Annotated in this window: 21 protein-coding genes and 1 tRNA gene; 8 read left to right on the plus strand and 14 right to left on the minus strand. The window is 59.9% G+C overall.

What is annotated here, in order from left to right; all coding sequences use genetic code 11:
* Window positions 1-14: 14 nt before the first annotated feature.
* The gene (locus tag RIKMI_RS0104905) at window positions 15-746 is read right to left on the minus strand and encodes a polyprenol monophosphomannose synthase (RefSeq protein WP_027290683.1); all 732 of its coding nucleotides are present in this window, start codon (window positions 744-746) and stop codon (window positions 15-17) included.
* Between the two features lie 56 nt (window positions 747-802).
* Here RIKMI_RS0104905 and RIKMI_RS0104910 point away from each other — a divergent pair, with 56 nt between their 5' ends.
* From RIKMI_RS0104910 to RIKMI_RS0104920, 3 genes are read left to right on the plus strand one after another with little or no spacing between them, the layout of a single operon-like run.
* A complete protein-coding gene (locus RIKMI_RS0104910) occupies window positions 803-1,804 on the plus strand; it encodes a glycoside hydrolase family 20 zincin-like fold domain-containing protein (RefSeq protein ID WP_027290684.1) in 1,002 nt (333 codons plus the stop codon).
* 48 nt (window positions 1,805-1,852) lie between these two features.
* Window positions 1,853-2,305, plus strand: coding sequence for a D-aminoacyl-tRNA deacylase (dtd, locus tag RIKMI_RS0104915; protein ID WP_027290685.1), 453 nt, complete (start codon window positions 1,853-1,855; stop codon window positions 2,303-2,305).
* Between the two features lie 9 nt (window positions 2,306-2,314).
* Window positions 2,315-3,316 (plus strand): polyprenyl synthetase family protein, encoded by a 1,002-nt coding sequence (locus RIKMI_RS0104920; protein ID WP_027290686.1) that lies wholly within the window; start codon window positions 2,315-2,317, stop codon window positions 3,314-3,316.
* Window positions 3,317-3,405: 89 nt separating this feature from the next.
* Here the strand turns inward: RIKMI_RS0104920 and RIKMI_RS0104925 are convergent, their stop codons facing one another.
* From RIKMI_RS0104925 to aspT, 8 genes are all read right to left on the minus strand, one after another.
* Complete coding sequence (locus tag RIKMI_RS0104925; RefSeq protein WP_027290687.1) at window positions 3,406-4,578, minus strand: TolC family protein; 1,173 nt, start codon at window positions 4,576-4,578, stop codon at window positions 3,406-3,408.
* A gap of 241 nt (window positions 4,579-4,819) precedes the next feature.
* Window positions 4,820-7,933, minus strand: coding sequence for an efflux RND transporter permease subunit (locus RIKMI_RS0104930; RefSeq protein WP_027290688.1), 3,114 nt, complete (start codon window positions 7,931-7,933; stop codon window positions 4,820-4,822).
* Between the two features lie 341 nt (window positions 7,934-8,274).
* Complete coding sequence (locus tag RIKMI_RS0104935) at window positions 8,275-9,459, minus strand: efflux RND transporter periplasmic adaptor subunit (RefSeq protein WP_027290689.1); 1,185 nt, start codon at window positions 9,457-9,459, stop codon at window positions 8,275-8,277.
* Window positions 9,460-9,533: 74 nt separating this feature from the next.
* Entirely contained in the window at window positions 9,534-9,986 is a 453-nt protein-coding gene (locus RIKMI_RS14850) for a hypothetical protein (RefSeq protein WP_147288426.1), read from the minus strand.
* A gap of 45 nt (window positions 9,987-10,031) precedes the next feature.
* Window positions 10,032-11,786 (minus strand): phosphoethanolamine transferase family protein, encoded by a 1,755-nt coding sequence (locus tag RIKMI_RS0104945; protein ID WP_027290691.1) that lies wholly within the window; start codon window positions 11,784-11,786, stop codon window positions 10,032-10,034.
* Window positions 11,773-12,906, minus strand: coding sequence for a BamA/TamA family outer membrane protein (locus RIKMI_RS0104950; RefSeq protein ID WP_370447812.1), 1,134 nt, complete (start codon window positions 12,904-12,906; stop codon window positions 11,773-11,775). The genes RIKMI_RS0104945 and RIKMI_RS0104950 overlap by 14 nt, the downstream gene beginning before the upstream one ends.
* A gap of 182 nt (window positions 12,907-13,088) precedes the next feature.
* A complete protein-coding gene (locus tag RIKMI_RS0104955) occupies window positions 13,089-14,054 on the minus strand; it encodes a PCMD domain-containing protein (protein ID WP_027290693.1) in 966 nt (321 codons plus the stop codon).
* Between the two features lie 529 nt (window positions 14,055-14,583).
* Window positions 14,584-16,287, minus strand: coding sequence for an aspartate-alanine antiporter (gene aspT / locus RIKMI_RS0104960; protein ID WP_027290694.1), 1,704 nt, complete (start codon window positions 16,285-16,287; stop codon window positions 14,584-14,586).
* Window positions 16,288-16,844: 557 nt separating this feature from the next.
* Between aspT and pdxH the strand changes: the two genes are divergently transcribed.
* Window positions 16,845-17,492, plus strand: a complete 648-nt coding sequence (pdxH, locus tag RIKMI_RS0104965; protein ID WP_037291534.1) for a pyridoxamine 5'-phosphate oxidase — start codon at window positions 16,845-16,847, stop codon at window positions 17,490-17,492.
* Window positions 17,493-17,528: 36 nt separating this feature from the next.
* On the opposite strand, the gene RIKMI_RS0104970 is transcribed toward pdxH, so the two are convergent.
* From RIKMI_RS0104970 to RIKMI_RS0104985, 4 genes are all read right to left on the minus strand, one after another.
* Window positions 17,529-18,257, minus strand: coding sequence for a T9SS type B sorting domain-containing protein (locus tag RIKMI_RS0104970; protein ID WP_037291535.1), 729 nt, complete (start codon window positions 18,255-18,257; stop codon window positions 17,529-17,531).
* Window positions 18,254-18,859: a TetR/AcrR family transcriptional regulator gene (locus RIKMI_RS0104975; protein ID WP_115356457.1), complete on the minus strand. Its 606-nt coding sequence runs from the start codon at window positions 18,857-18,859 to the stop codon at window positions 18,254-18,256. Before RIKMI_RS0104975 ends, RIKMI_RS0104970 begins: the two co-directional genes overlap by 4 nt.
* A 131-nt stretch (window positions 18,860-18,990) precedes the next feature.
* Window positions 18,991-19,938 (minus strand): Dyp-type peroxidase, encoded by a 948-nt coding sequence (locus RIKMI_RS0104980; RefSeq protein ID WP_027290698.1) that lies wholly within the window; start codon window positions 19,936-19,938, stop codon window positions 18,991-18,993.
* Window positions 19,939-20,158: 220 nt separating this feature from the next.
* A tRNA-Ser gene (locus RIKMI_RS0104985) sits at window positions 20,159-20,243 on the minus strand.
* A 168-nt stretch (window positions 20,244-20,411) separates the two neighbouring features.
* On the opposite strand from RIKMI_RS0104985, the gene RIKMI_RS0104990 reads away from it, so the two are divergent.
* The 4 genes from RIKMI_RS0104990 to RIKMI_RS0105005 all read left to right on the plus strand — a co-directional run bounded on the left by RIKMI_RS0104990 (window position 20,412) and on the right by RIKMI_RS0105005 (window position 23,500).
* Window positions 20,412-20,687, plus strand: a complete 276-nt coding sequence (locus tag RIKMI_RS0104990) for an HU family DNA-binding protein (protein ID WP_027290699.1) — start codon at window positions 20,412-20,414, stop codon at window positions 20,685-20,687.
* Window positions 20,688-20,850: 163 nt separating this feature from the next.
* Complete coding sequence (locus RIKMI_RS0104995; RefSeq protein WP_027290700.1) at window positions 20,851-21,468, plus strand: lipoprotein signal peptidase; 618 nt, start codon at window positions 20,851-20,853, stop codon at window positions 21,466-21,468.
* 609 nt (window positions 21,469-22,077) lie between these two features.
* Window positions 22,078-22,782 carry a response regulator gene (locus tag RIKMI_RS0105000; protein ID WP_027290701.1) on the plus strand — a complete coding sequence of 235 codons (705 nt, stop codon included), beginning with the start codon at window positions 22,078-22,080 and terminating at the stop codon, window positions 22,780-22,782.
* Between the two features lie 280 nt (window positions 22,783-23,062).
* Window positions 23,063-23,500, plus strand: a complete 438-nt coding sequence (locus tag RIKMI_RS0105005; RefSeq protein WP_027290702.1) for a PepSY-like domain-containing protein — start codon at window positions 23,063-23,065, stop codon at window positions 23,498-23,500.
* Between the two features lie 444 nt (window positions 23,501-23,944).
* Here the strand turns inward: RIKMI_RS0105005 and RIKMI_RS0105010 are convergent, their stop codons facing one another.
* Window positions 23,945-25,474, minus strand: coding sequence for a DUF6850 family outer membrane beta-barrel protein (locus RIKMI_RS0105010; RefSeq protein WP_147288425.1), 1,530 nt, complete (start codon window positions 25,472-25,474; stop codon window positions 23,945-23,947).
* Window positions 25,475-26,078 lie beyond the last annotated feature (604 nt).

Consider the following 26,078-nt stretch of genomic DNA (forward strand, 5'->3'; position numbering starts at 1 on the left):
GGATCGGCAGGAAATCAGCCGCGCAACGCGGGCAGGATCTTGCGGAAACGCATGCGGAGCACTCCCCAGAACGCTTCGCCGAAGATGCCGCTGCTCATTTTAGAGCTGCCCCGCGTACGGTCCGTAAAGATGATCGGCACCTCCGTGATGCGGAAACCCAGTTTCCAGGCCGAATATTTCATTTCGATCTGGAACCCGTAACCTTTCATGCGGATATGGTCGATGTCGATCGTCCTCAGCACCTCCGAACGGAAGCAGACGAAGCCCGCCGTGCAGTCGCGCACCGGAATGCCCAGCACGCACCGCACGTAGGCCGAGGCGTAATAGGACATGATGACCCGTCCGATCGGCCAGTTGATGACGTTCACCCCCGTCACGTACCGGGAGCCGATCGCCACGTCCGCCCCGCCTTCGCTGCAAGCCTTGCAGAGCCGCGGCAGGTCGTCCGGATCGTGCGAGAAATCGCAGTCCATTTCGAAAATATAATCGTAGCCCTGCTGCAAGGCCCACTTGAATCCCGCGATATACGCCGTGCCGAGACCCAGTTTGCCGCTCCGCTCGATCATATGGAGCCTTCCGGCATACTTCTGCGCCATCGCCCGGCGCACCACCTCCGCCGTACCGTCCGGCGAACCGTCGTCGATCACCAGCATGTCGAACGCCTCGGGCAATGCGAAGACCCTTTCGATCATCGCTTCTATATTCTCGATCTCGTTGTACGTGGGAATGATAACGACCTTCTTCATCGGGATGCTGAATATGGATGGAGCTATAAAGGTAGAATTTTTTGTTATCTTTGAAGATGATTTTTCCGAAAAAGATACATCCCGGACGCCCGCTGCGGCGGTGGCTGTGTGCCGTTTTCTGCGTTCTGGCCCTGCTCGGCCCGGATACGGCCGGCGCGCAGCACAAAAGTCCGGCGGGCAGGCACCAGCCCCGCCAGTCGGTTCCGACCCGGCAGAAATTCCTGCTGGACAAAACCATTTTCGTCACATCCGATTTCGAACGGAGCAACACGGCCGCCGATTTCGCCAAATGGCTCCGCTCGCAGGGCGCGGCGGCCTCCAATTCGTATAACAAGGCGCGGAACCGGATCACATTCGTCAAAACGAACGCCATCGAAGGCGCGGCGGGAAACGACGCCTGGCAGATCGTCGTGAAATCGCGGCGCATCTTCGTGACCTTCACCAGCGACAAGGCCCTGCGCCAGGCCGTGGAGACTTTGCAGGACATGGTGGCCGAAGATGCCGCGAAAGGCAAATACATACCGGGCGGAATACTGACCGACTGGGGCGCCAGCACGGCATCCCGCGACCACGGGGCGACGACCGACGCGGCTTCCGGCCTGCGGTCGGTCGGCGATCTGGAGGCTGCCGTCAGGCGGCTCGGCAGCAAATCGAGAGAGGTTTACCTGATCCTGGCCGATACCGACCACTGGCGCATGGAAAGCCCGTCGCTCGAAACCGCCGCGCCGGGAGGCAGGCTTTATCCCGCGGACGGCTATTACAGCACGGCGCAGTTGCAGCAACTCGTCGCGTCGGCCAAACGCAGCCATATCGAGATCATTCCCACGTTGGAGCTGCTGTCCGAGAACCGCTCGTTCACGGAGACTTTCGGCCATTCGGTCTTCTCGGTGGAGGGGATGAGGCTCGTGCGGGCCGCCATAGAAGACTGCATCGCGACCCTGCACCCGTCCAAAATCTGCCTCGGGAGCCTGTCGCCGCAGGCCGACATGCGTTATATGGAATTCATCTCCGACCTGGCTTCGATGCTGGGCATCGAACTGGTGATCCTCGAATCGTAACGGACGGCGCCGGAACACGGGAAATTTTCAGAAAACAACGGAATAACTATGCGGGCGGTGGTTCAGCGCGTTTCGCGGGCGGCGGTATCCGCGGGCGGAACGGAAATTGCAGCAATCGGTCGGGGAGTGATGATTCTTCTCGGCGTGGCCGAAGGGGACAACGAGGAAGACGTGTCGTGGCTGGCGGGCAAGATCGCGCGGATGCGTATCTTTGCCGATGAGACGCAGGCCATGAACCGTTCGGTGGTCGAAGCGGGAGGCGAAGCGCTGGTGGTGAGCCAGTTCACGCTGCAAGCCTCCACCCGTAAAGGGAACCGTCCTTCGTTCATCGCGGCGGCGCGTCCGGAAACGGCGGAACCGCTGTACGAATCGTTCGCGGAGCGACTCTCGCGGGAGATCGGGAAACCCGTATCCACCGGACGTTTCGGGGCCGACATGCAGGTGTCGCTCGTGAACGACGGGCCGGTAACCATCGTGATCGACTCCCGGCTCCGCGAATAACTTTAGCCTATGGCCCAATTAGACGATATCATTGCGCCCGTCGGCGACGCGTTCCGGGCGTTCCGTACGCTGCTGAACGAAACGACGGTCTCCGAACAACCGTTCATGAGGCCCATCACGCGGGACATCCTGCGCAGCGGGGGAAAACAGATGCGCCCCCTGCTGACCCTGCTGACGGCGGCGCTGCACGGGGACGCGAACGATCCGAAGGTACAGGCCGGAGCGGTGCTGATCGAAATGATCCACTGGTCTACGCTGGTGCACGACGACGTGATCGACGAAGCGTACGTGCGGCGCGGACAATGGACGCCGGGCACACTGCTGAGGTCGAAATCGGCCGTGCTGGTCGGTGATTACCTCTTCTCGAAAGGGCTGGCCCAGGCTTCGCGGGCGGGCGGTTACGGAGCGATGCGGTCGGCCACGCGGGCGATCGAGCTGATCGTGGACGGCGAACTGAGGCAGATGGAGCACGCCCGACGGCTGGACAACACGGAAGAGACCTATACGGATATTATCCGGCACAAGACGGCGGCGCTGATCGCCTCGGCAGCGGAATGCGGCGTGCTGCCGGCTTTCGGCGACGACGCCGAAGCCCCTCAGGTGCGGGACATGTACCGTTTCGGGGAACTGCTGGGGCTGGCGTTCCAGATCAAGGACGACCTGCTGGATTTCGGTTTCGCCGAAGACGGCAGCCGGCTGAAAACAGGCAAAGTGTCGTGCAACGACCTGCGCGAAAGGAAGATGACCCTGCCGTTGATCCGCGCTATGGAGGACCTGTCTTCCGGCGAACGGCGGACAGTGCTGAAACACCTGCGCCGGGCCTCCGAGCGCAACGAATCGGTGGAATGGCTGCGCGATTTCGTAGCCCGCAGCAACGGAGCGGCTTATTCCGTACAAATCATGGAACGATATCACCGCGAGGCGGTGGAGTTGCTTGCCGTTTATCCCGATTCGCCCGTGCGGCGCGCGCTGGAGGCCTATGCCGCATACGTGATCGGCCGGGCGTTCTGATTCGCGGATTCCTCCGGCTCAGTCCCGCCCGCCCGTATTTCCGTCCTGCCGCGCGAACATCCGCTCCGCCGGCGGTGCGACCTCCGGCGCTACATCAGGCACAAAGCCATGGCCGCCCCGGCCGCCGCCACCTCGTATTCCAACGCCATCTGGCTGTCTTTCATGGCGTACCACTCTCCCAGTCCCATCAGGGCATCGATCGACGTGATGTTGCCCGCCTCGGCCGCGCTCTGCAACAGATCCGGATAATCTTGGGCCGAATCGTCGTCTAAACGGACTTCCAGCGCCGCCGACAGCGAACGATAACGCGCATAGAGCGAACCGAGGCGTGTGCGGGCCGAAGCCTCGACCGCCGCGTGCTGGGCTTTCGCCGCCTCGCCCAGCGATCGGGCATGCCGTGTGCGCCCGCTGTTCTGCCACAGGGGCAGCGAGATCCCCGCCAGCAGGGCGTTCGTCCCTTTCGTGCCTTCGATTTCCGCTTTGTAGCCCACTTTGAGTTTCGGAAGCCATTCGTTACGGCTCAGCTTCAGCTCCCGTTGCGCGATCAGGGTATCGATAGCCGCCGCCTGAAGCTCGTAGTCGGCAGCCAGGGCGGCACGGACGAATTCGTCCTGCGTTCCGGTAAAGTCGAAACGGGGATAGCCCTGCGGCGACACCTTCCGCCCGCCGTTCAATTGGGCGAGCGCAGCGGCGGCCTCCTCCCGTTCGGTCTCGGCCAACGTCAGGCTGTTTTCGATTTCGGTCAGGAGCATTTGAGCGTTCCGCATCTCCATGACCGTATTCCGTCCGGCTTCCACCCCCTGCCGGTACAGGGCGACGACCTGCCGGATGTCGTCCCGGCGCCGGGTCAGGATCGTTATCCGTTCGGAAGCGTAGTTCAGGTTCAGGTAGGCGTCCGACACGGCCGCCATCACGCCCCGTCTCGCGGCCTGGTATTCCTGTTCGGCTTTCGAAACCCCCAGTTTGCTGATCTTGTTCCGCTGGTGGTAGACGGTCGGGAAATCGAAGGCCTGCTCTACGGAAATTTCATACTGCGTCTCTCCCGCGAAATAATATTCCAACCCTACCTCCGGATCGTCCGGAGCCAGTCCCGTCCGGAGACCGCGGACTGTCGCTTCATGGCCTTTCTGTGCGGCGGCCAACTGAGGGCTGCGCGACGCCACGTCGCTGAGGAACGATGCGTAGTCCCCGGTCTGCGCCGGGGCGGCGCCGATCGTCGCGAGCGTCAATGCCGCCCCGATCGTGAATCTGAATATGTTCATCGGTTCTTTTTTCGTTGACATCTAACAATTTACACAACAAGGAAATAACAGTCGCAAAACCGCTGCCGGCTTGCAGCCGACGGGAGGGGACGGCGCGGGCCGAAAAGACAAAACGGAACGGAACCGGGCAAATATCGTACAGTTTTACCCAATATTACTCGCATGTCCGATTTTCAGACCTCTTCGGCCCACACCGCCGCCCGACGGTTCAATCAGCGAGTCCGGAAACCCCGGATACGCTTTATCCGCGTCGGCGGTACATCAGCGAATAGACCACCGGCACTACGAACAGGTTCAGCAGCGTCGAAGTCAGCAGGCCGCCGAGAATCACGATCGCCATCGGGCTTTGTATCTCGTTGCCCGGCAAGTCGCCGCCCAACGCCAACGGAATTAGCGCCAGCCCCGAAGTCAGGGCCGTCATTACGATCGGGCTGAGCCGGTCGGCCGACCCGTGCAGGATCCGTTCGCGCAGGGACAATCCCGCTCCCTCGGCCTCGCACGCCAGGTGCCGGTAACGCGAGATCAGCAATATCCCGTTGCGCGTGGCGATCCCGAACAGCGAGATGAACCCGATGATCGACGGGATGCTGACGATGCCCGAAGTGAGCCGGATGGATACCACGCCCCCGATCACCGCCAGCGGCAGGTTCAGCAGCACGACGCCCGTCAGCCGGAGGTCCTTGAACTCGTTGTAGAGCAGCATGAAGACCACCAGTACGGCCAGCAGCGAGGTAAGCAGCAGCGTCCGCGAGGCGGCGGCTTCGCTTTCGAACTGACCGCCGTATTCGATGTGGTACCCTTCGGGCAGGGGTACTTGTTCGGCGATGCGTTTCTGTATCTGCTCGACCACGCCCCGCAGGTCGGCCCCCTCGACGTTGCCCGAAACGACCAGCTTGCGGCTCACGTTTTCGCGGTTGATGGCGTTCGGCCCCGACGCGGAGACGATCTCCGCCACATCGCCCAGCGGGACTTTGACTGTCTCGCCCGCCGCGTTGCGGCCGTCCAGCAGGATCTGGGAGATCCCTTCCATCGACGAACGGCTGACAGAATCGAATTTCAGCGTCAGGTCGAAATTCCGCTCCCCTTCATATACTTCGGAAACGGCACGGCCGGCCAGGGCGACCTCGACGGTCTGCGCGAATTGCGCCGGCGTAATGCCCCATTGGCTCAGCACGCCGCGGCGCGGCTTGATTTGCAGTTGGGGACGCTCGATCTGCTGTTCGACGTTCAGATCGACCAGCCCCGGAATATCCTGCGTGGCGGCTTTGATCCGGTTGCCCAACGCGAAAAGTTCGTTCAGGTCGTCGCCGAACACTTTGATCGCGATGTTCGACCGCGTACCCGAAAGCAGCAGGTCGATACGGTGCGAAATGGGCTGCCCGATCTCGAAAACGATCCCTTTGATACCGCCCAGCCGTTCGCGCACGTCGGCGAACACTTCGGCGCGGCTGCGCTCTTTCAGCACGAAGGGCACGTCCATTTCGGAAGTCTCCGTCCCGAGGGCGTGTTCGTCCAGTTCGGCCCGGCCGGTTTTGCGCGAGACGACGACCACTTCCGGGACCTGCATCAGCTGCTCCTCGGCCAGCGAAGCGATCCGGGCGCTCTCTTCGAGCGAAGTGCCGGGCAGGGCGGAAATCGAGATAGCCATCGACCCTTCGTTGAAAGGCGGCAGGAAATTGCGTCCCAGGGTGGTAAAGAGGGCGACGGCGCCCGCGAACAGCACGACGGCCGCGGCCACGACCGCTTTGCGGTGGTTCAGTACGCCGGAGAGCAGGACCGTGTAACCGGCTTTCATCTTGCGGACGATCCAGGGTTCGCGTTCGTGCCGCCCCAGCATCCGGTCGCCGGTCAGCAGGTAGCTGCTCAGTACGGGGGTCAGCGTAATGGCCACGACCATCGAGGCGAACAGCGATACGATAAAGGCGATTCCCAGCGGTTGCAGCATCCGCCCCTCCATGCCGCTCAGGAAAAAGAGCGGGGCGAAAGTGACGATGATGATCAGCGTGGCGTTCCAGATAGAGGCGCGTATCTCGGTCGAGGCTTCGTAAACCACCCGCAGGTTGGACTGCCGCTCGCTTTCGGGCCGTCGGTGGTTCTCTCGCAGCCGTTTGAATACGTTCTCGACGTCGATGATGGCGTCATCGACCAGCGATCCGATCGCAATGGCCATCCCGCCGAGGCTCATGGTGTTCAGCGAAAAACCGAGTGCCTTGAGCGTCATCATCGACACCAGGAGCGAAATCGGGATCGCCAGCAGCGAAATGACCGTCGTGCGGAAGTTGCCGAGAAAGACCATCAGGATCACGATCACCAGCACGCCGCCTTCGATCAGCGCCCGTTCGATATTGTTCACGGAGCTTTCGATAAAGGTGGCCTGCCGGAATATCTCGGTGGTGACCTGCACGTCCGGCGGCAGGTTTTCGGCGATTTCGGCGATCGTCCGGTCGAGTTTGTCGGTCAGTTCGAGCGTCCCTGTCGCGGGCTGCTTGGTGACCGAGAGGCGCACGGCACGGATGCCGTCCACCGAGGCGTCGCCCATTTGCGGGGTCTTGCCTCCGATGCGTACTTCGGCGATGTCGGCCACGGTGATCGGCGTCCCTTCGGGCGAGAGCTTCACCACGCTGGCGGCGATCTCTTCCGGCGAGGCGGTGCGCACCCGGCCGCGGACGATGTATTCGTTGCCGTACTGGTTCAGAATGCCCCCGGCCGCGTCGGCGTTCATATTTTGTGCGGCGGCGAGCAGTTCGTCGAGGCTCACGCCGTAATGGCGCATCAGCTGGGGCGAGGCGATGATCTGGTACTCTTTGATGTCGCCGCCGACGACGGTAACCTGGGCTACGCCGCCGGTCGAAAGCAGCCGGGGCCGCAGGGTCCAGTCGGCGAGCGTCCGCAGCTCTTCGAGGGAGGTGCTGTCGGCGGTCAGGCCGATCACCATCACTTCGCCCAGCAACGAGGACTGGGGAGCCAGCACGGGGGCCTGCGCTCCCTGGGGCAGTTGTTCGCCGATGCCGACGAGTTTTTCGGCGACGATCTGCCGGTCGAGGTAGATGTCGGTGCCCCAGTCGAATTCGACGGTAACGGTCGAAAACCCGGTCGTGGAGACGGAACGCACGCGCCTCACGTCGGTGGCGCCGTTCAGGGCGGTTTCTATGGGAAAGGTGACGAGCCGCTCCACCTCTTCGGCCGCCATACCGGGGGCTTCGGTCATCACCACGACGGTGGGCGAGGTGAGGTCGGGAAACACATCGACTTCCATCCGCTGGGCGGTATAGGCGCCGGCGATGAGCATCAATGCGGATACGATCATCACCGTGAGCCGGTTGTGCAGCGAGAAGCTGATTATCTTGTTGATCATGGATCGTATTTTTTACGGTTCGGTTAAATATAAGCGATGCGCAGCATCGCCAGCTCCACCGCGAGCACGCGGGGCCTGCCCGGTAGGGCGGTTCCGTAGTCGCGCACACCGCGCTAACGCAGGAAAGACAACCGAAAAGCCGTAAGGCTTTCGGGGTGGATTTCCGTCAGCGCGCGACTTCCGGCAGCATCATCAGAGCCTCTCCGAAACATACGGAAACCTGTCCGGCGAGCGCCGCGAGCCGCGCTGCCCGAAACTACCTCGGGCGGAAAGCTGCAACCCGCGCTTCGCCTGGGGTTTTACCTCCGCGGATTCCGGGGGGGTAATCGAACGATTGAAATTTAGTGCGTATGTCCGTGCGGAATAGCTGTGGACATACCCGCCAGGCGGACGTAGTAAGCGCCTTCGGTCACCACCTCGTCGCCCGGTGCGAGACCCTTCGCGATCTCGACCCTCGCCCCGTCCGACGCGCCGATCTCGACCGGTTTTTTGAGGTAATGCCCCGGCGAAGTACGCACATACAGATAATACGCCCCCTGCTCCTCGGTCAGCGCCGAAGCCGGCACCGTCATCACCCCTTCGCGCGGCGCACCCTTGAGGAAAACCTCGACCACCGTTCCCGGCGTCAGGCCGTCCCCGTTCTCGAATTCGAAACGCACCGGCAATGTCGGAGAACCCGCCGCCAGCGCCCGGGCCGAACCGATCAGGCGGCCGTTCGACTGCGACAGGTCGTAAGTACGGCCATCGTAGGGCGTCGTGAAATTGGCCGTCCGGACTTCGGCCGCTTCCGCCAGGTAACGCTGCGGCACATCGGCCCGCAGCACCAGGTTGCGGTTGGCCGAAATCGTGGCCAGCGGCTGTCCCGCCGTCACGTAATCCCCTTCGCCCACCGCGAGCGAAGTCACATAACCGCCCAGCGGGGCGACGATGTTTTTGCCTCCTTTGGTGGCATGCTCGGACAGGACGGCCACCTTGCGCCGGGCCACGTCCACCGCCAGCTTCGCCGCTTCGAGTTCGGCCCCGCTGACCACTTTGTTGCCAGAAAGGGTCTCGGCACGGGCATAATCGGCCTCGGCCTTGGCCAGCTCCGCACGGGCGTCGGCCAGCTGCTGCGGATAGTTGCCCTCTGCCATCCCGGAAGAACCTAAAATCAGGAAAGGCGTCCCCTTGGCGACCTTCGTCCCTTCGGTCAGCCGCCGGCCGCCGAAACTGACGATACCGGACGCGGTGGCCGTCACGGTGGAACGGTCGCCCGGGGCTGCTTCGATGCTGCCGCCGGTGCGCACGACGCTGGCGAACGGTCCGGCCGCGGCCTTTTCATACTTCAGGCCGAGTGCCGCAGCCTGCGCGTCGTCGAGCGCGATGACGCCCGGTCCGTCGGAATGCTCCTCCTCTTCGGCAATCGCCTCGGCGGCATGGTCATGGCCTTCCGCTCCGTGGTCGTGCGCGTCGCCGGAATCGCCGGACGTACATGCGGCCAACGCCAGCGCAGCGAGCGCCGGCAGAATTATCACAGGAAATTTCATGGTATTTCGTTTTACAGTTCAGCAATGGAAGATACATGCCGCCCCTTTTCCCGGCGCGGCACGAACAAGACGAACTATAAAACGGGAGGAGCCCTTCCGGCGACGGAACCGGGCGTCCATTGCGCAGCCAGACGCGCATCGGCGACAAAATAGGAGACCGCCCCGGACAGGACGGACAATTCCGGGACGGACAGACGGCCCGCGCCGGTGCAAAGTTCGCATTCGAAGAGTGGCAGCAGCCCCTGTGCCGCCGCGGAATGATCGTCGCCGTCGGTACCGCAACGCAGGGTGAAGGGCAGCGGAGCGGCGCACTGCACGCCGTTGCAGCCGCAATCGCAGCCGGCATCGGACAACACCGCCGTTCCGGCCGCCTCACGGACAGCGGAGACATGGCGGCAGGGCGCCGGCTCTTCCGTGCAGACCGACAGATCGGACGCGCGGTGGTGGTGCGGCACGACGGCATGCACGAACATCAGCGCGCTGGCGATCAGCACGGCGAAAAAAGCGATATGTCGGCGCAATGGCATGGATCGGTCGCGGGATAAACGCCCAAAGATAACGATTTATTCGTGCTACCGGGTTGCAGATTCCGTTTCGGGGGCCGGATAATCGAGCCCCAGCCGGCGGAACATCTCGACGTCCTGCGGTTTGAGGCCGATGCGGTCGAGCGTTTCCGGTTCGTTATGGTCGTTCAGGTAATGGCGCGGGGTTACGGTAAAATGCGGTGAAGTCACGGCCAGCGAGTCGTTGCGGTAGGGCGTTTCGATACCCCCCACCGAAAGCAGCGTGTGGAAAATCACGTTCGTGGTCACCGGCCGCCCGCTGTTGGCCGCCGCGCAGGCATGGGCCTGGGGCCACAACGAGTCGTACAGCGGCGAAAACCACATGAGGTACGGGATATGGAGCTGGTAATAGGACGGGATCGGCGAAGCGTGCAGGAACAGGTTCCGCCGATCGTCGAAAATATCTTCGCCGTGGTCCGAAGCGTACAGCATGGCCGCCGCCGTATTCGGCTGCGCCGCGAGCCGTCCGATGATCCCGTGCAACAACTCGTCGGTGGCCCGAACCGAATTGTCGTAAGCGTTCATCAGAATGTCCCGGTTGTCGCGGTTCACCGATTCGTAGCTGGCCGGCCGGAAATGGATATCGTTCACGGAATAGCGCTCCTGGTAGTCGAAATGCGAGCCGTAAGTGTGCAGCACGATAAACAATTTCCGCACAGCGGTATCCGCCAGCAAAGAATCCACGCTCCGCAGCAGCACCTCGTCGTACGGGTTATACTCTTCGCCTTTGGCCATCGCGTTGGCTTTGAGGAAGACGGTGGTGTCCGCCTCGTTGCCGAAATGGTCGATGAACGAACGGTTCGGCAGCTGGTTCGAGAAAAACGCGGTACGGAAACCCGCCTCCTTGAAAGCGGTCAGGACGCTTTTGTGGGTATAGAGAATGTCGTAATTTTCGGCCGAAGCCGCGCTCAGCATGATCGGCACGCTTTTGTGCGTGGCGTTGGCCTGCGTCAGCATGTCGCGGAAACAGACCAGCCCCTCGGTCTCCGACAGGCGCGGATTGGTCTCCCGCCCGTAACCGTACAGTTGCCAGTTGAGCGCCCGCGAGGTTTCACCGATCACCATCACGTAGACTTCCCGCACGCTGTCCGACCGTTCGGAAACCGCACCGAAGCGGAAGTCTTTCGAGGTCTCGGCATAACGGTTGCCCCGCTCCCACCGATCGACGGCGAGTTTCAGGTTGTAACCGATATTGACCGGCCAGAGGTCGAGTCTGGCCCGGTAGGCCGGATCCTGCATCCGGGCGCCGAGCATGGCGCCGAGCCCGACCGCGAAAAGGGCCGCTGCCCGCAGCGCGTTCCGTTTCCGGAACGCCGGCGCCAGCCGGTCGGAAAGGCGGATCGACATCGCTCCGAGTATCAGGGCGGGGACATAGAGCAGAACGACTCCGACGATGGCCGGCGCCAGTTTGCCCAGCAGTTCCATCGCCTCGCCCGAATTGGTGGTCGCCACGTTCAGCAGCATGTCCACCGCGATGATGGAGTTGCCGAACAGGTAGAGCAGCACCAACTGGAACGCCCCGAACACGAGTACCGGCAGCAGGCACCAAATGATGTTCCCCGGTTTGCGGCTGACGGCGAGCAGGGCCATCCATACGGCCCCCGGCACCAATATCAGAGCCGCTTTGCCGAAAAGCGGCATCGGTTCGGTCAGACACAGGAAAAGGTTCGGGACCAGCAATACCGCCAGAAATATCCAATAGTAAGTCCGCTGGTCGGCGAACCGTTTCCTGATCCGCTCTATGGTCTCTCTAAAATGCTTCATTGATCTGGAAGAGGAACCCGTTCTGTCCTTTGCCGAAGCCGTAGTCGAGGCGGACGTTCACCCTTTTCTTGAATTCCCACCGGTAGCCGATCCCGTAGTTGGGCAGCGTATGGCCCCAGCGGAAAGTTTTAAAATCCTTGTACACGTTCCCCGCGCCGACCCATGCCGCCAGCCCGTGGCGGTTGTAGATGTGCTGCCTCAGCTCCATCTGTATCTCGGTCAGGTTATTGTCGCGGTAACGCCCTTCGTAGTAACCGCGCATGCGGTACGACCCGCCCAGTTTGGCCATCATCGTCCACGGCACGTCGCCATAGTTGTGCTGCGTGTGGAAGTCGAAAGCCAGCACGGCCCCTTTCCACAGTTTCTGGTAAAAATCCACGATCAGATCGGTGCGCCCGTAAGCGTATTTGTTGCCCAGCCATTTCGGGTTGGCGTATTGTTCCAGCCGCACGTACCAGCCCTTGTAGGCATTGGTCATCACATCGCGCGAGTCGTAGTTCAGCACGAACCCCATGCCGAAACTCAGCACTGAGGCGTCCTGGCCCAGCAACAGTTCGGGCCGGTCGAAACGCAGGCCGTCCACATAGTCGAAACTGGCCACGGGTCCCAGGTAGAGGTTCTTGGCGATCCGGAACTGGAAATCGACCTTGACCTGGTTCTGTTTCCGAGTGTACTGGCTGGCGTTGGCGTTGTCCGCGGCCATGTCGTAACCGATTCCCCAAAATGCGCTGGGGAACGAGAAGGTATAAAGCAGGTAGTTCAGCCGGTAGCGGTCGCGGGGGAAAATATTCGTGCCGCGTATCCCGACCATGTAGAACCCGGAGGTAGCCACGGAGCTGAACAGCGAGACATTGGAGGGTTGGAGCAGGGTGTCGCTGCGATCGACCCGGTAGAGGCCGGAAGCGACCAGTCCCAGGCCGACTTTCACGTCGTTCGAATAGAACGGGCCGCCGATAATGCTGAAATCGAATTTTTTATCTTTTTTTTCCTGGTTCGATTCGGTAAAGAAACGCATGAACCGCTGCCAACCGGTCAGTTTCACGGGCGTGCTGTCCGCCGGTGCCGTGCTGTCGGCGGCTGCGGCGGTGTCCGCTGCGGCAGCGGGAGTTTTGGCCTGCACCGCAGTGTCGGCCCCGGCAGAGACCGCATCCGGTAATAGTCCGTATCCGGCAGGCACGGCGAAACGGGTATGCTGCGCCTGCGCTCCGCCGGCAAGGAGCAGGCCCGCAGCCAGGGCAAAAGCGGAAGCACGCAGGAAGGTGCGGCGGGTTCTGCTTATCCGTCGGGTTTTCAAAGCGGGAATCAATATTGGAGTTTCACGTTATCCACCCACAGACTGTTGCCCACCGTGCCCACATAAGCGCCGTCGTAGCTGGAAGACATCTGGAGGATCATATGGGTGGGGCGTTCGCCTTCCGGCGCCCAGCCGGTCTCGTGGATCGGCACCATCCGGCCCTTGCTGTTGCGGCACCAGTAGGCCCGTTCGTCCGGTACCAGTCCCATCTGGGGCCGGAACGCCGGGTTCCCGGTAATATCGCCGTAAAGTACGGGAATCGCATGGCCGTCGATCCATTCGGGCGTATTCTTCCCGAACCGTTCGTTGGCCGTCCCCACGCGCTGGGCGTAAACGTTCCCGTCGGCGTCTTCCCACCGTTTCTGGAGCAGGAGGAGCACATCGGCGTAGTCCTGGCCCGGAACGGTTTTCTGGGCGCTGAAACCGGTAGCTTTGATCCGGTTCGCCGAACCGTCGGTGCGGAATTTGTAGTCCAGCACCAGCGCCGTCGGCCGGTCGGTGAACGGCACGCCGTGATTCAGCTTGGCCAGGGGGTTTTTGGTGTCTTTGATCGGTTCGAGCATCTCGCCGAAGAAGATACTGCCCGACGCCAACACGGAAATATTGACGATCCCCAACACTTTGACCGTTTCCATTTTGGTGTCGAGACGGGCGCAGAACCCGTCTCCGCGCCGTTCGGGGAAGACGGTCGCGCTGCATTTGGTGATGCCGCTCACTTTGGCCATCACGTTGGAGGTCCTCCACGGGGATTTGGGGTTGCGCCGATATGGCGCGTCGCCCTTGATCGTGTCGCCGGGGGCGATTTCGTACAGGTAACGGACGTTGCCCCCGATCACGCCCGATTCCTTGATTTCGCGTACCGTCCACCGGTCGAAATCGCCGAAAGCGATGTTCACGGTTTTCTGTCCGGACGCCGGCAGGGCCGTCGTTCCCAATCCGGCGGCGACCATGAGCGCGGTGAATATTCTGTTCATGTCTTGTCCTGTTCGTTTACATAGGGTCGGGGATTCCCGTCATCATTCTCTCAGGCAAGCATATACGGTTTTCCCCATTTTATATCTGCCTGAATTTCGGATAGTTTCGGCCTGCGCCCACCCCGGAGCCGCAAAGCGGCCTGAACGCAGGGCCGATGAACGGGATCATCGGCCGATACCAGGGGCAGGGGAGACTGTTTGCTTACTCTTCCGCTTAATTATCAGGCGATAACGGATTTGCAAAGATACAAATTATCCGTAACTCTCCGGAAATTCGTTCATATTCCCGACATATAGAACAATTTTGGCGTCGAATTTAGCATGTCCGGAGAGGTGTTCCATGCGATTTTATATTTCAACATGTCGAAATACCGCCCCGCCGGGACAGGTTTCCGGTCGCCGGCGCAAAAAAGACGCAGGGCCGGTCCGATTCACGGATTCCGGCCCTATGTTTCCGGATTCGTTCCGCCGGCAACGGAACCTGCGACGGCTCCTTTCGCCGTCCGTTCCGGTCGGCGAAAGGTCTCTGTCAGCCGACCAGCAGGACAATCACCACGCCCCAGATAATCAGCAACGTATTGCCGATGGCATAGGTGATCGTATAGCCCATCGCCGGCACCGTGCTTTCCAGCGTCTCCTCCACGGCTCCCAATGCCGCCGTGGTCGTGCGTGCCCCGGAACAGCAACCCAGCGTCAGCGCGTCGTTGAACTTGAAGAGGTATTTCCCGATAAAAATACCCGAAATCAACGGTAGGGAGGTCGCCACCGCTCCTACGATGAACAGGCTCCAGCCCACCTCCTGGAAACCCCGGATGAACGTCGGCCCCGTGGAGATACCCACGATCGCGATGAAGACATTCAGCCCTACATTGTTCATGAACCACACCGCCGGTTCGGGGATGCCGCCCAGGTTGGGCCGTTTCGCCCGCAGCCAGCCGCACACCAGCCCTGCGATCAGCACGCCCCCGCTGACCGTCAGGCTCAGCGGGATGCTCCCGATCCGCGTGACCAATATCCATCCGAAAATCAATCCTCCGAGCACGATTCCCAAACCGGCCAGCGTCATGCTGCTCTTTTCCGTCGCCGGGTCGCCGAACCCCAGGCGGGCCGCCGCGCGGTCCACGTCCTGCCTGAGTCCGATCAGTTCGATCCGGTCGCCCGTATCGAGCCTGCCGCCCCCGAATACGGGTATTTTCACCCCGGTACGCGTGATGCTGCGGATCATCACCCCGTGCATGAAGTCCGACTTCAGCAGCTCGCGGATACACATCCCCGAAGCCTCTTTCCTGCCGACCACGACGGAGAGTTTTTCCACATTGAAATTCACCAGTTCTTCGTCCACGATTTCCGCCCCGATCCAATCTTCCTCCTCGATCACGAACTCCCGCCGGCCGCTGACCACGATTTCGTCGCCCCGGTAGAGCATCATTTTAGGCGTCACGTCGCGGATTTTCCCCTGTTGGCGCAACCGTTCGACGAAAATACGCTTCCCCTGCTTGCGCATGTTTTCCTCGAACTCGCGCACCGTGCGGCCCGGAGCGAACCATTCGTTATCGGCGCTGAAGGCCCGGAACACGATAGCCCGTACCGCCGGATTGAACCCCGGCTGGGCGCTGACATCCTCGCCCATCCGGCTCTCCAGCTCCCTGGCGGCCGCTTTCACTTTGTTCACCCCGCCCAGCAGACGCGGCCCCAGCGTTCCCAGCAGCCAGGCCGATCCCGCGGTACCGTAGATGTAGGTAACGGCATAGACGACAGGCATCGTGCTCAGATCCAGGTTTTTGAGGTTCGGCATCTCCCGTATCGTATCGGTCGCCACTCCCAGTACCGCGGACATCGTCTGCGAACCGGCCATCAGGCCCGCGGCCTGCGCCGCATCGTACCCCATCACCAGCGCGCATAACCACACCGATCCCAGACACAGCAGGCAAACCACCACCGCGAACGCCACCTGCGGCAGCCCGTCTTTACGCAGCCCCCGGAAAAACTGAGGGCCGACGGCATACCCCACGGCGAAAAGGAACATCAGGAAAAAGAGCGTTTTGGCCGGTTCGGGGATTTCGATTTTCATCTGCCCGACGAGTACCCCTACGAGCAATACGCTGGTGACGGTGCCGAGCGAAAAACTTTTGTATCGGAATTTGCCGATCCAAAAGCCGACCGCCACGGTCAGGAAAACGGCCAGCGCGGCGTTCTCCTGGAAAAATTGGACTAAATCGGTTCCGGTAAACATGATTCGATATTTTTAGTAATTATATGCTATTTTACACTGCCTGCTTTTTCGGCTCGTGCCGGACCCTCCGGGTCTTTTGCCCGGGTTTGCACCGCTTCACATCGTCCGGCGCGGAGCCGAAAGGGAGGTTGTGTAAACGTATATAGTCCGCCTTTTTAATAAGCCGATCTGCATTTCCCCGGCATCGGACAACGATTCCGCCCATCGGCCTTCCGCCCAAGCTGCTTTGTGCGGTTCCGGGGTAAGCACGGGCCGAAAGCATCCGAAATTCCGGCATACACACAGATAGAAAAAGTCGTATGGATAGCATAACGGGAACCGCATGCCGCAATCACTGTGCCGAAAAATGCCCGCAGGACATCGAAATACGAAAAAGAGGCCGCCGGAGAAAAATTGCACCGTTTTTGCGATGCTCTTGATGAGGAGGATTATATACGGCTTTTCTTGCGTATAGTCCCGTTTCCGCTCCGCGCCGGAGGGATTCCAGCGCGGGCGGGCAGATGCGGTACAGAAGATGATATATAATCGGGATCGCTAAAGATATAAATACTTTTGCAATGGACTTGTCCGGAATCCGAAAAGAATATACGCGGGGCGGGTTGAACCGCCGCGACGTGCCGCCCGACCCGTTGATTTTGTTCGAACAGTGGCTGGCTACGGCAGTCGGAGCGCAGGAGATAACCGAGCCGACCGCGATGGCGGTCGGCACCGTTTCGGCCGACTGCCGCCCGTCGATACGCACCGTGCTGCTTAAAGAACTGCGCGACGGGCAGTTCGTCTTCTTCACCCATTACGAAAGCCGCAAAGGGAGGCAATTGGCGGCTAATCCGCAGGTCGCCCTGTCGTTCCTGTGGTACCCGCTCGAAAGGCAGGTCCATATCGAGGGAACGGCGGAACGGATTTCGCCCGAAGAGTCGGACGCTTACTTCCGTTCACGGCCGCCCGGCAGCCGGATCGGGGCGGCCGTGTCGCCGCAAAGCCGGCCGATACCGGGGCGTGCATGGTTAGCGGAGGCTTACGAAGCGAAACTCGCGGAAGCCGAATCGTCGGACACCCCCGTCGAACGCCCCGAGCACTGGGGCGGGGTGGCCGTAACGCCCGTACGGATCGAATTCTGGCAGGGGCGCGAAAACCGCCTGCACGACCGGATACTCTACACCCGGCAGGACGACGGTTCGTGGCGGATCGAACGGCTTGCGCCTTGAGGACGCAGCGCCGCCACGGGTTTTCAACCGGCTCCGTCACCGTGCCGTTACGGTGATCCGTTCGACGATACCGAGCGCCGTGGTCAGGGTCGAAAGATCGGGATCGACCGTTCCGTCCGTCCCGTCCGGACTGCTGTGGCCGACCAATACGGCATGGAACGCCTTTTGTCCCGAATCCAGATCGACCCGCGCCGCATAGACCAGGGCGGGCTGTCCGCTTCCCATCTTTCCGCCCGACCAGCCGGCCGTGCCCGGCGCGGCGTCTTTCGGGTAAAAATCGTTGAAATCGGTCGAATGGTTGATTTCCGCTTTCACGACGAACCGGCGCGGCAGTTCGCCGGACGAAAAACCTATCCCGAACCCGGCCCGCGGAGTCGCCCCGGAGACAGCGTCCGTCAGCGGCCGTTTTTCGGTCGGCAGGAAAAGTCCGTCTTCGTAACGCACTCCCCGCGCGTAGCACCAGACCGGCAGGGCCTCCTTGCGGCGGTTTCCGCCCGACATCACCCAGCCCTGCGTGGCGATCTTTTCGCTCGCATAGAGCGTCGTCAGGTAACGGCCCGCCGTATCTTCGACCCAAACGGCGATCTGGGGCGCATTTTTGCGGCCGATCCCCAGGAAAAGCGGAAAATCATGCAGCCAGTTTTCGCCCTGTTCGACCGTTATCTGCAAATCCCCGGCACCGTATCGCGCCGCTTCCTGCCGGCAGGAGCCGCAAAGTCCCAAAGCAATCGGTACGGCTGCCATCCACGCATATACCTTCGTCATTTCGATTTGTTTTTCAGATTCTCCAGCCACAGATCGACCAATGCGTCGATCCCTTCGGCATATTGTTCCCAGCCGGCGTTCCGCTGCAACGGGATGCCGTTGTAGGCCGGGCAGTTCTCTTCCAGCAAAGCCAGGTAGCTGACCGAGGCTGAAATCATCGTCGCTATCGAAGCCACTTCGGCCCGCGGCCGGCCGGTCGCTTCGCTCACGGCTTCCACCAACCGCAGCCCCGCCGCTTCGCGCTGGCCCCGCAGTTCGGCGATAAGCGCGTTATTGCCGTTCAGCTCCCATCGGTAGAGTCGCCGCAGCGTCGTATCGCTGCGCAGACGGTCGATCTGACCGCGGAACATCTGTTTCAGGAAAGGGGCCAGATGCTTCTTTTTCGGTATTTCGGGCCGGTAGTTGATCCAGAAGTCGTGTTTGCGGATATAGGCCGCTATCAATCCGTCCAGCGATCCGAAATAGCGGTATATCAACATCTTGGATACTCCGGCCCGGGCTGCTGCCGCATTGACTCCCAACTTCTCGAATCCCTCTTCGGCCACGAGTCCGCCGACAGCCTCCAATAGGGCGTTTTCCGTCGCCTCTCGGTCCTTTTCCATCCGTATTTTCCGTTGCACCATGTCCGGTTATGTTACCATTCGGTCACAAATATATGTTACTTATCGGTAACATACAAGTGAAATATTAAGCCGGACCGCGAAAGTCCGGCTTTTTACCTGGCGGGGGACGGTTATTCGCCCAGTTCGCCGAGCAGGTCGAACGAGGGAGCGAAGAACAGCGTGCCCGTAACGGCCGTGCTGAAATCCAGCAGGCGGTCGGTGTTCCCTTCCGGTTCGCCGACGAACATGCGTTCGAGCATCGTGCGTGTGGTTGAAAAAGTGCCCGCGTAACCGATAAAATAGGTTCCGTACTCGCCTTTCGAAGTATTGGCGAAAGGCATGTTGGCCCGGACGATTTTCAGCTCGTCGCCGATATTGGTCACCGCGTTGTGGGCGTCGGCGGGTTTCTCCTCGTCCGAAAGCTCCACATCGTCGAATTTCCGGCGGCCGATTACCTTCTCCTGTTCTTCGACCGGCAGCGCGTTCCACGCTTTCATGTCGTGGATGTACTTCTGTACGAAGACATAACTTCCCCCGGCGAAGGAGGGGTCTTCGTCGCCGATCAGGGCGAAGGAGCGGGGATTCTCATCGACGGCCGGATTTTCGGTACCGTCCACGAAGCCGATGATGGCCCGGCCGTCGTGGAACCGGAAACCGTGTGTCTCGTCCTCCGGTTCGACCGTGCCGTCGAGCTTCCGGTCGAGGATCGACGCGAATTCGAAACACAGCGCCATGCGCCGGGCGCGGATATGGAAAAAGAGGTCGCCGGGCGTCGAAACGGCGGTATGTTTCGGTCCTCTGATCTCTTCGAAAGGCTCCAGTTCGGCCGGTTTCGGGCGTCCGGGGAAGAGCCTCCCCCAAGCCTGCGCGCCGAATCCCATTACGGCGCTGAACTGTTCCTGCGGATAACGGTTCGTCATGCTGCGGATCAGGGCCGAGAAATTGGCGCAAACGTCTTTGACGGCATCGGCCGTGCCGGGAAGGTCTTTCAGCGTATAGACGATAAAGATGGCGTTTTCGCCGGGGCGTTCGGTCACTCCCTGGGGGAAATGCGCGATATGGTTCGTTTCGGTATCCATAAATATGCTGTATTTGAAAATCGGACAGACGGCTGCCTGCTCAAAAATACGAAAACAATGGCAATTTACCGGCATATTTTAATGAATACGGAATCGCCCGTTACAAATCGGCCCATTCCGCCGTTCGACCTCTCTTCAGCGGAACGGCGGTCTCCGGTACCAAAATAAAAAGAGACATACCGATTTGAGGTATGTCTCTTTTTCCGGATTACAACCTGGGCGGAGAGGGAGGGATTCGAACCCCCGGAGCCTCGCAGCTCAACGGTTTTCAAGACCGCCGCAATCGACCACTCTGCCACCTCTCCGGGCACAAAAGTAGCGGTTTTTTCATTACGGCCAAAACACTGGCTCCTTTTTAGCCGAATCCGCCGGGTTCCTGCAAAAAAAATCATTAAATCCTTGGCAGTTACGTTTTATAGGCTATATTTGCAACGTACAATCGAGAAACTACTAACTCTCTAAATGTTACTGCTATGAATAAAACTCAACTCGTCGATGCAATCGCTGCGGAAGCAGGACTGACCAAAGCCCAGGCTAAAAAAGCGCTCGAAGCTTTTATCGAGGTTACGGGCAAAACGCTGAAAGCAGGCGATAAGATCGCTTTGGTAGGCTTCGGCTCGTTCGGCGTGACCGAAAAACCGGCACGCACCGGCCGCAACCCGCGTACGGGCGCCACGATCAAGATCGCTGCCAAGAAAGTCGTTAAATTCAAGGCAGGAGCCGAACTCAGCGCAGCCGTAGAAAAATAGTTTTCCGAAGGTTGCCGACAGCCTTATACCTGATCGAATAGTGCCGATCGCTTCCGTTCCGTCCCGAGGGCGGCGGAAAGATGATCGGCATTTTTAGTACCTTTGCCGCAGTCCGGTCCCGGCGGTTTTCCGAACCGTATCGCCGGCGGCAATGCTTTGTCCTATGGAACAGAAAAAGAAGAAAACCCTGCTCGTCGTCTCGCTTATCGTTTTGCTGCTGATCGCCGACCAGGCGGTCAAACTCTGCGTCAAAACCCACATGACTATCGGAGAAGCCATCCCGGTCTTCGGGAAATGGTTTTATATCCACTTTATCGAGAACCAGGGCGCCGCGTACGGCATGGAATTAGGCGGGGAGTACGGCAAACTGATTCTGAGCTTGTTCCGGATCGCGGCGGTCGTCGCCATCGGCTGGTACATCCGCCGGCTTATCAGGCGGGAAGCCCCGACGGGGGTGATAGTGGGGGTCTCGCTCGTATTGGCGGGAGCTTTGGGCAATATCTTCGACTCGGCTTTCTACGGGCTGTTTTTCTCGGAATCCACATTTACGGAGGTGGCGCATTTCGTACCGTGGGGCACGGGATATGCTTCGTTTCTGCACGGAAGCGTGGTGGATATGCTTTATTTCCCGCTGATCGAAATCGACCGGATGCCGGACTGGATGCCGATCTGGGGCGGGGAGCCTTTCATATTCTTCGGCCCTACGTTCAATATCGCCGATTCGTACGTCACGTGCGGAATGCTCTACCTCATCCTGTTCCAATATAAATTTTTTAAATAACCGTTCGTTTATTTGTACGTATAGTGTAGAGTCCATTGTTCTTTCTTTGAAAAGAAAGAACCAAAGAGCCGAAACAAAGAGGAAAACCAAGGCAACCTGCACGCTTCGGGTTCCGGAATACTGTTGTCCGAAACGACGGCCTGCACCTAAACCTGAGGCTCGGCCTGTCGCCCTCCCCCCGTGGCGCAAAGCGCCAGGGCGACAAGGCCGGCGATTCTGCGAACCGCAAAACAACGGACTGTCGTTCCGACCGAAAATCCTGAAGGAAAAGAGTATCTGCCAAACTCAGGAGATGCGATCTCGAAAAGTTCGGCTTCGCCTTTTCCCGGCGCCTCGGCCATCCGAACGAGTTCGATGGCGCTCGGCTGCTGCGTCGGTTTTCTGGTTCTCTTTGTTCACAACCGACGCTGCCAGCGCATCCGGAGACCGCTTGCGGGCTATGGTAAGCGGCGAGGAGGAACCGAGTAGCGTTCCGAGACCCAAGACCGTTCACGGTCTTTGGCAAGGCAGCACGAGGAAGCCGCAGGCAAAACGAGCGTAGCGAAGTTAAAGAGAACAGTCGCCTCAAACCTGAACAGTACCAAATAAACGAACGGATAATTGAAAAATATGGAAGCGGACAAGCGATATACGGTATTATTAGTGGACGACCACGCTCTATTTCGGAACGGATTGAAGTTATTGCTCAATTCGCATCCGAAGTTCAGCGTATCCGGCGAAGCCGGTACCGGCACCGAGATGCTCGCCCTTCTGGAGGCCGCCGCACGGACGCCGGCAGGGTTGCCCGATATCGTGCTGCTCGACATTTCGATGCCCGAGATGAACGGCATCGACGCCGCCGGCGAAGCCCTCGCCCGCTATCCCGACCTGCGGATCATCACCCTGTCGATGTACGGCGAAGAAGACTACTACTTCAAGATGGTGTCCCAGGGCGTCAAAGGATTCCTGCTCAAAAACTCGGACATTACGGAGGTCTACACCGCCCTCGAAACGGTACTGGACGGCGGGTCCTACTTTTCACAGGAACTGTTGTTCAACCTTGTCAGCAACCTGCGGTCATCGTCTCCCGCCCCGGACGAAACGGAAACCGACGAAAAAGGCGCCCACGAAGACGGGACCGTACTTTCCGAACGGGAGAAAGAGATCCTGCTGCTGATCTGCAAAGGGCTGACCAACTACGAAATCGCCGACATGCTCTTTATCTCGAAACGGACTGTCGATAAACACCGGGCCAACATCCTCGAAAAAACGAACTGTAAGAATACGGCGAATCTGGTCGTTTACGCCATCAAAAACGGCCTGGTCGAAATCTGACCCTCCCCCGGTTCCCTTGCGGGAAAAATCCGTTGCCCGGCTGAACTCGACAGAAACGGGCAGGTTGTGCATATCCGTTACTCCCGGCCTCCGGACGGCACGCCTCCCGCCCGACCCGAAGGGGGGGATCGTCCGCGAAATAGTTACCGCCCCGGAACTCCGCTCGAAAATTTTCACGGGAAATCGCCGATTTCATATTCTTTTCAGAATCGCTCCCCACCTTTGTCATGTAGTTAATGCCAAGGCTACGGATTGTCAAACCCTAAAAACCTATAATGCCATGAAAAAGATCCTCGTTCTGTTCGTTTGCCTCTTCTCGCTGCAAACCGTCGTCCGCGCCGACAACGATCGGCCGATCACCGTCGCCCAGCTCCCTGCCGCCGCCCAGCAATTCATCAAGAAATATTTCGCCGACGTGAACGTCGCTTTCGCCAAAGAGGAAAAAGACTTCTTCAAGACCTCGTACGAAGTGTTGTTCGCCAACGGTAACAAGGCGGAATTTAACAGCTCGGGCGAATGGTCGGAACTCGACTGCAAATATACCGTCGTACCGGCCGAACTGGTCCCGGCACAGATCGCCGATTACGTGAAACAGTATTATGCGGGGGCGAACGTCCTGAAAATCGAACGCGGCTATGCCGATTACGAAGTCAAACTCAGCAACCGTCTCGAACTGACCTTCAACAAGCAGTTCCAACTGATCGATATCGACGATTGAATCCGTGTGCCGTAAAAGGAAAGCGGTTTCGCCCGATTTTCGGGCGAAACCGCTTTTTTATTGGGTAAACAGACAGGACTTTACTCTTATACAGGTTGATTATCAGGCTATCCCGGTTTCCGCCCTCCTGATCCGTACAGAGTCCTGATCCGAGCGTCGAACGGTACCGCAGAACCGTTCGGGGCGAGCATTGTACGGCTGTGGGTAAAGTCCTAATATTTACCAACACTTATTCTTTCCCGATGATCTATTTCGATATACCGATTCGTTTTCATGGATGCTTTTTCGGCTCGCGCCGGCCCTCCGGGTCTTTTGCCCGGGGGTGCGCCGCCTCATGCCATCGGGGGAGGAACCGAAAAACGCGGGTAAAAGTTATCGGTATATCAAAGTACATAGACCGGGATTTGTATATAATCGGGTACTCTTTTCCTACTGCCGAAACCGTCAGAACGCGAATCCGAGCGACACCGACCAACCGTCAGCCGTACCGCAGGCCGAGAACCAATCGTGCGTCCAGCCTCCCTGCGCAAAGATCGCCCGTTCGCCGCCGATCCGACGACTGACCCGGATTCCCAGCCGCAGACGGGTGAAATCATCCGTCAGATACCGGTAATTGGCCTCCAGCGTGCGGATGCGCGAAGTGCTGAAATCAGCCTCCGGCAAAGCCAATTCGCCGGAGATTCTGCCCGACCGGGACAGACCGACTTCGGCCTGCAACATCCACTGTTCCCAGGCGCAGATCGCCGCTGCGTCCATCCCCGCCTGCCAACGCGAGAAAGACATCCGGCGCAGGGCCGACGGATATTCGGAACGGAAATCGAACCAGGAAACCGACGGTTTCACCCACCAGACGGTATGGGCCGCTGGCAGACTTCCCACGAATCCCGACACAGTCCCGTTCACGATCCGGTCGGAATAGCCCTCGCTCGTTCCGATCTCAGGGTAGATATTTCCTGCCGGATCGCCGAAGATATGCTCCGTCCCGTTCCGTTTCCGATAACCGCCCTCGGCCGTGACGCCCCAGGCCACCCTGTCCGCACGGCCGTTGTAGGCCGCTGTGGCGGACGCGGAATGGTCGGCCACGGATACCAGCGGCAGGTTGTTCATCCCGGTCATCTCTTTGCGGAAAGTGAAATAATCGTACCCCGCCGAGGCCGAAAAACCGTTCCGCGAAGCCGGAAAGAGATCCACCGAACCGCCCGCGCCCCAACCCGAATAATTGGCGCTGGTCTGGACGCCCGCGAAACGGACGTAATCCATACCCAGCCCGGTCAGGTGGTAAACGGAAGCTTGATAGGTCTCGTTATAGAAAGCGATATCTCCCCGTTGGCCGTATTTCCGCCCCCGCACGGCCAACGACAGCCGGTACTCCGACCCCACGTTCCGTGCCGCCGCCAACGACCCTTGCAGGTCGGAAACCACGTTCCGGGGCCGGGGATCCACTTCCCGGTATTCGAGCAACGCCCGGTAATCCAGCCAGGCCGCCCAGGTCCATTCGCCCGTCGTATGGGCATATCCGCCCGAAAAACGGTAGGTCTCCGAAGACAGGCTACCGCCGACCGAATCGGCGGTCACATACGGATAAAGCAAGGCGAAATCAGCGGTTTCGCTCCACCGTACATCGCGCCGCGTACCGTTGGTATAACCGGCTCCGCCGAAAGCCCGCCCTTTCGGGCCGGTCAGCACGAAAGAACGCGCGGCGAAACCGAACCCTCCGTACCCGTTTCCGTCCTGTGCCAAGGCCGCCGTACCCCGCCGGCTGTCTTCATAGCCGATCGACAATTCGGAGAGCGAAAATCCCTGCCGATACCACATGGCGGCCGGATTCCGCAAGACTGCGGCAGGCAGGGCCGCCGCAGGCGACGCATCGAGCATCGCCCGCCGGAAGAGCGGCAGGCTGTCGGCCTGTACGGCCGCTGCCGAAAGGACGGGCTGGCACAAGGCCCAGAGGAAGATATGTCGGATGCACCTCACGTATCAGGCGGATTTTTATGAATTTTACGAACGATGGCCGATCGGTTCTGCCGGCGCGATAAAAGCGGGACGACTTATCGTACAATTACTTGAAGCGTTCTCCCTTATCAGTCCGGAACCGTCCCCGGCATAGCCCGGCGCCGCTCGGCTCCCCGGGCCGTAACTGCCCATGCCCTGCGGGTTTATGCAGGCAACCGTACGGTTTATTTCAATATTCTCCCTTAGTCAGGCCGAAGCCACCCCGGGCGGCGGCCTGCAACTGCGCTACGCTTGTTTCGGCTCCGCTGGCTCCGGCTATAAAATTAACTGTACGGTTTAAATGTACTGTCTTTCGCCGACGGGCGTTTGTTTTTCTGCGCCCGCTCATGCCACGGGGCACCGGCTTCCCCGGACGCCTCATGCCGGCGGGGCACTTGCTTTCTTGGGCGGGCAAGAAAGCAAGCAAAGAACCCGCCGGGAATGCGATTCCCCGCTCCCGACTCCCGTCGGATCGGAAAATCGCACATTCCCGGGTCGGCAGTCTCTGCCCGTACTTCGGGTACAAAGTAAGGCACCGAAAGAAGTACTTATTTAAACCTACTTTTAATTTGCAGACTCAAGGCCG

Source organism: Rikenella microfusus DSM 15922 (assembly GCF_000427365.1).
Taxonomy (GTDB): Bacteria; Bacteroidota; Bacteroidia; order Bacteroidales; family Rikenellaceae; genus Rikenella; species Rikenella microfusus.

Coding starts and splice junctions, on each gene's coding strand:
- RIKMI_RS0104905 (WP_027290683.1), bottom strand. CDS start 746: ATGAAGAAGGTCGTTATCATTCCCACGTACAACGAGATCGAGAATATA.
- RIKMI_RS0104910 (WP_027290684.1), top strand. CDS start 803: ATGATTTTTCCGAAAAAGATACATCCCGGACGCCCGCTGCGGCGGTGG.
- dtd (WP_027290685.1), top strand. CDS start 1,853: ATGCGGGCGGTGGTTCAGCGCGTTTCGCGGGCGGCGGTATCCGCGGGC.
- RIKMI_RS0104920 (WP_027290686.1), top strand. CDS start 2,315: ATGGCCCAATTAGACGATATCATTGCGCCCGTCGGCGACGCGTTCCGG.
- RIKMI_RS0104925 (WP_027290687.1), bottom strand. CDS start 4,578: ATGAACATATTCAGATTCACGATCGGGGCGGCATTGACGCTCGCGACG.
- RIKMI_RS0104930 (WP_027290688.1), bottom strand. CDS start 7,933: ATGATCAACAAGATAATCAGCTTCTCGCTGCACAACCGGCTCACGGTG.
- RIKMI_RS0104935 (WP_027290689.1), bottom strand. CDS start 9,459: ATGAAATTTCCTGTGATAATTCTGCCGGCGCTCGCTGCGCTGGCGTTG.
- RIKMI_RS14850 (WP_147288426.1), bottom strand. CDS start 9,986: ATGCCATTGCGCCGACATATCGCTTTTTTCGCCGTGCTGATCGCCAGC.
- RIKMI_RS0104945 (WP_027290691.1), bottom strand. CDS start 11,786: ATGAAGCATTTTAGAGAGACCATAGAGCGGATCAGGAAACGGTTCGCC.
- RIKMI_RS0104955 (WP_027290693.1), bottom strand. CDS start 14,054: ATGAACAGAATATTCACCGCGCTCATGGTCGCCGCCGGATTGGGAACG.
- aspT (WP_027290694.1), bottom strand. CDS start 16,287: ATGTTTACCGGAACCGATTTAGTCCAATTTTTCCAGGAGAACGCCGCG.
- pdxH (WP_037291534.1), top strand. CDS start 16,845: ATGGACTTGTCCGGAATCCGAAAAGAATATACGCGGGGCGGGTTGAAC.
- RIKMI_RS0104970 (WP_037291535.1), bottom strand. CDS start 18,257: ATGACGAAGGTATATGCGTGGATGGCAGCCGTACCGATTGCTTTGGGA.
- RIKMI_RS0104975 (WP_115356457.1), bottom strand. CDS start 18,859: ATGGAAAAGGACCGAGAGGCGACGGAAAACGCCCTATTGGAGGCTGTC.
- RIKMI_RS0104980 (WP_027290698.1), bottom strand. CDS start 19,938: ATGGATACCGAAACGAACCATATCGCGCATTTCCCCCAGGGAGTGACC.
- RIKMI_RS0104990 (WP_027290699.1), top strand. CDS start 20,412: ATGAATAAAACTCAACTCGTCGATGCAATCGCTGCGGAAGCAGGACTG.
- RIKMI_RS0104995 (WP_027290700.1), top strand. CDS start 20,851: ATGGAACAGAAAAAGAAGAAAACCCTGCTCGTCGTCTCGCTTATCGTT.
- RIKMI_RS0105000 (WP_027290701.1), top strand. CDS start 22,078: ATGGAAGCGGACAAGCGATATACGGTATTATTAGTGGACGACCACGCT.
- RIKMI_RS0105005 (WP_027290702.1), top strand. CDS start 23,063: ATGAAAAAGATCCTCGTTCTGTTCGTTTGCCTCTTCTCGCTGCAAACC.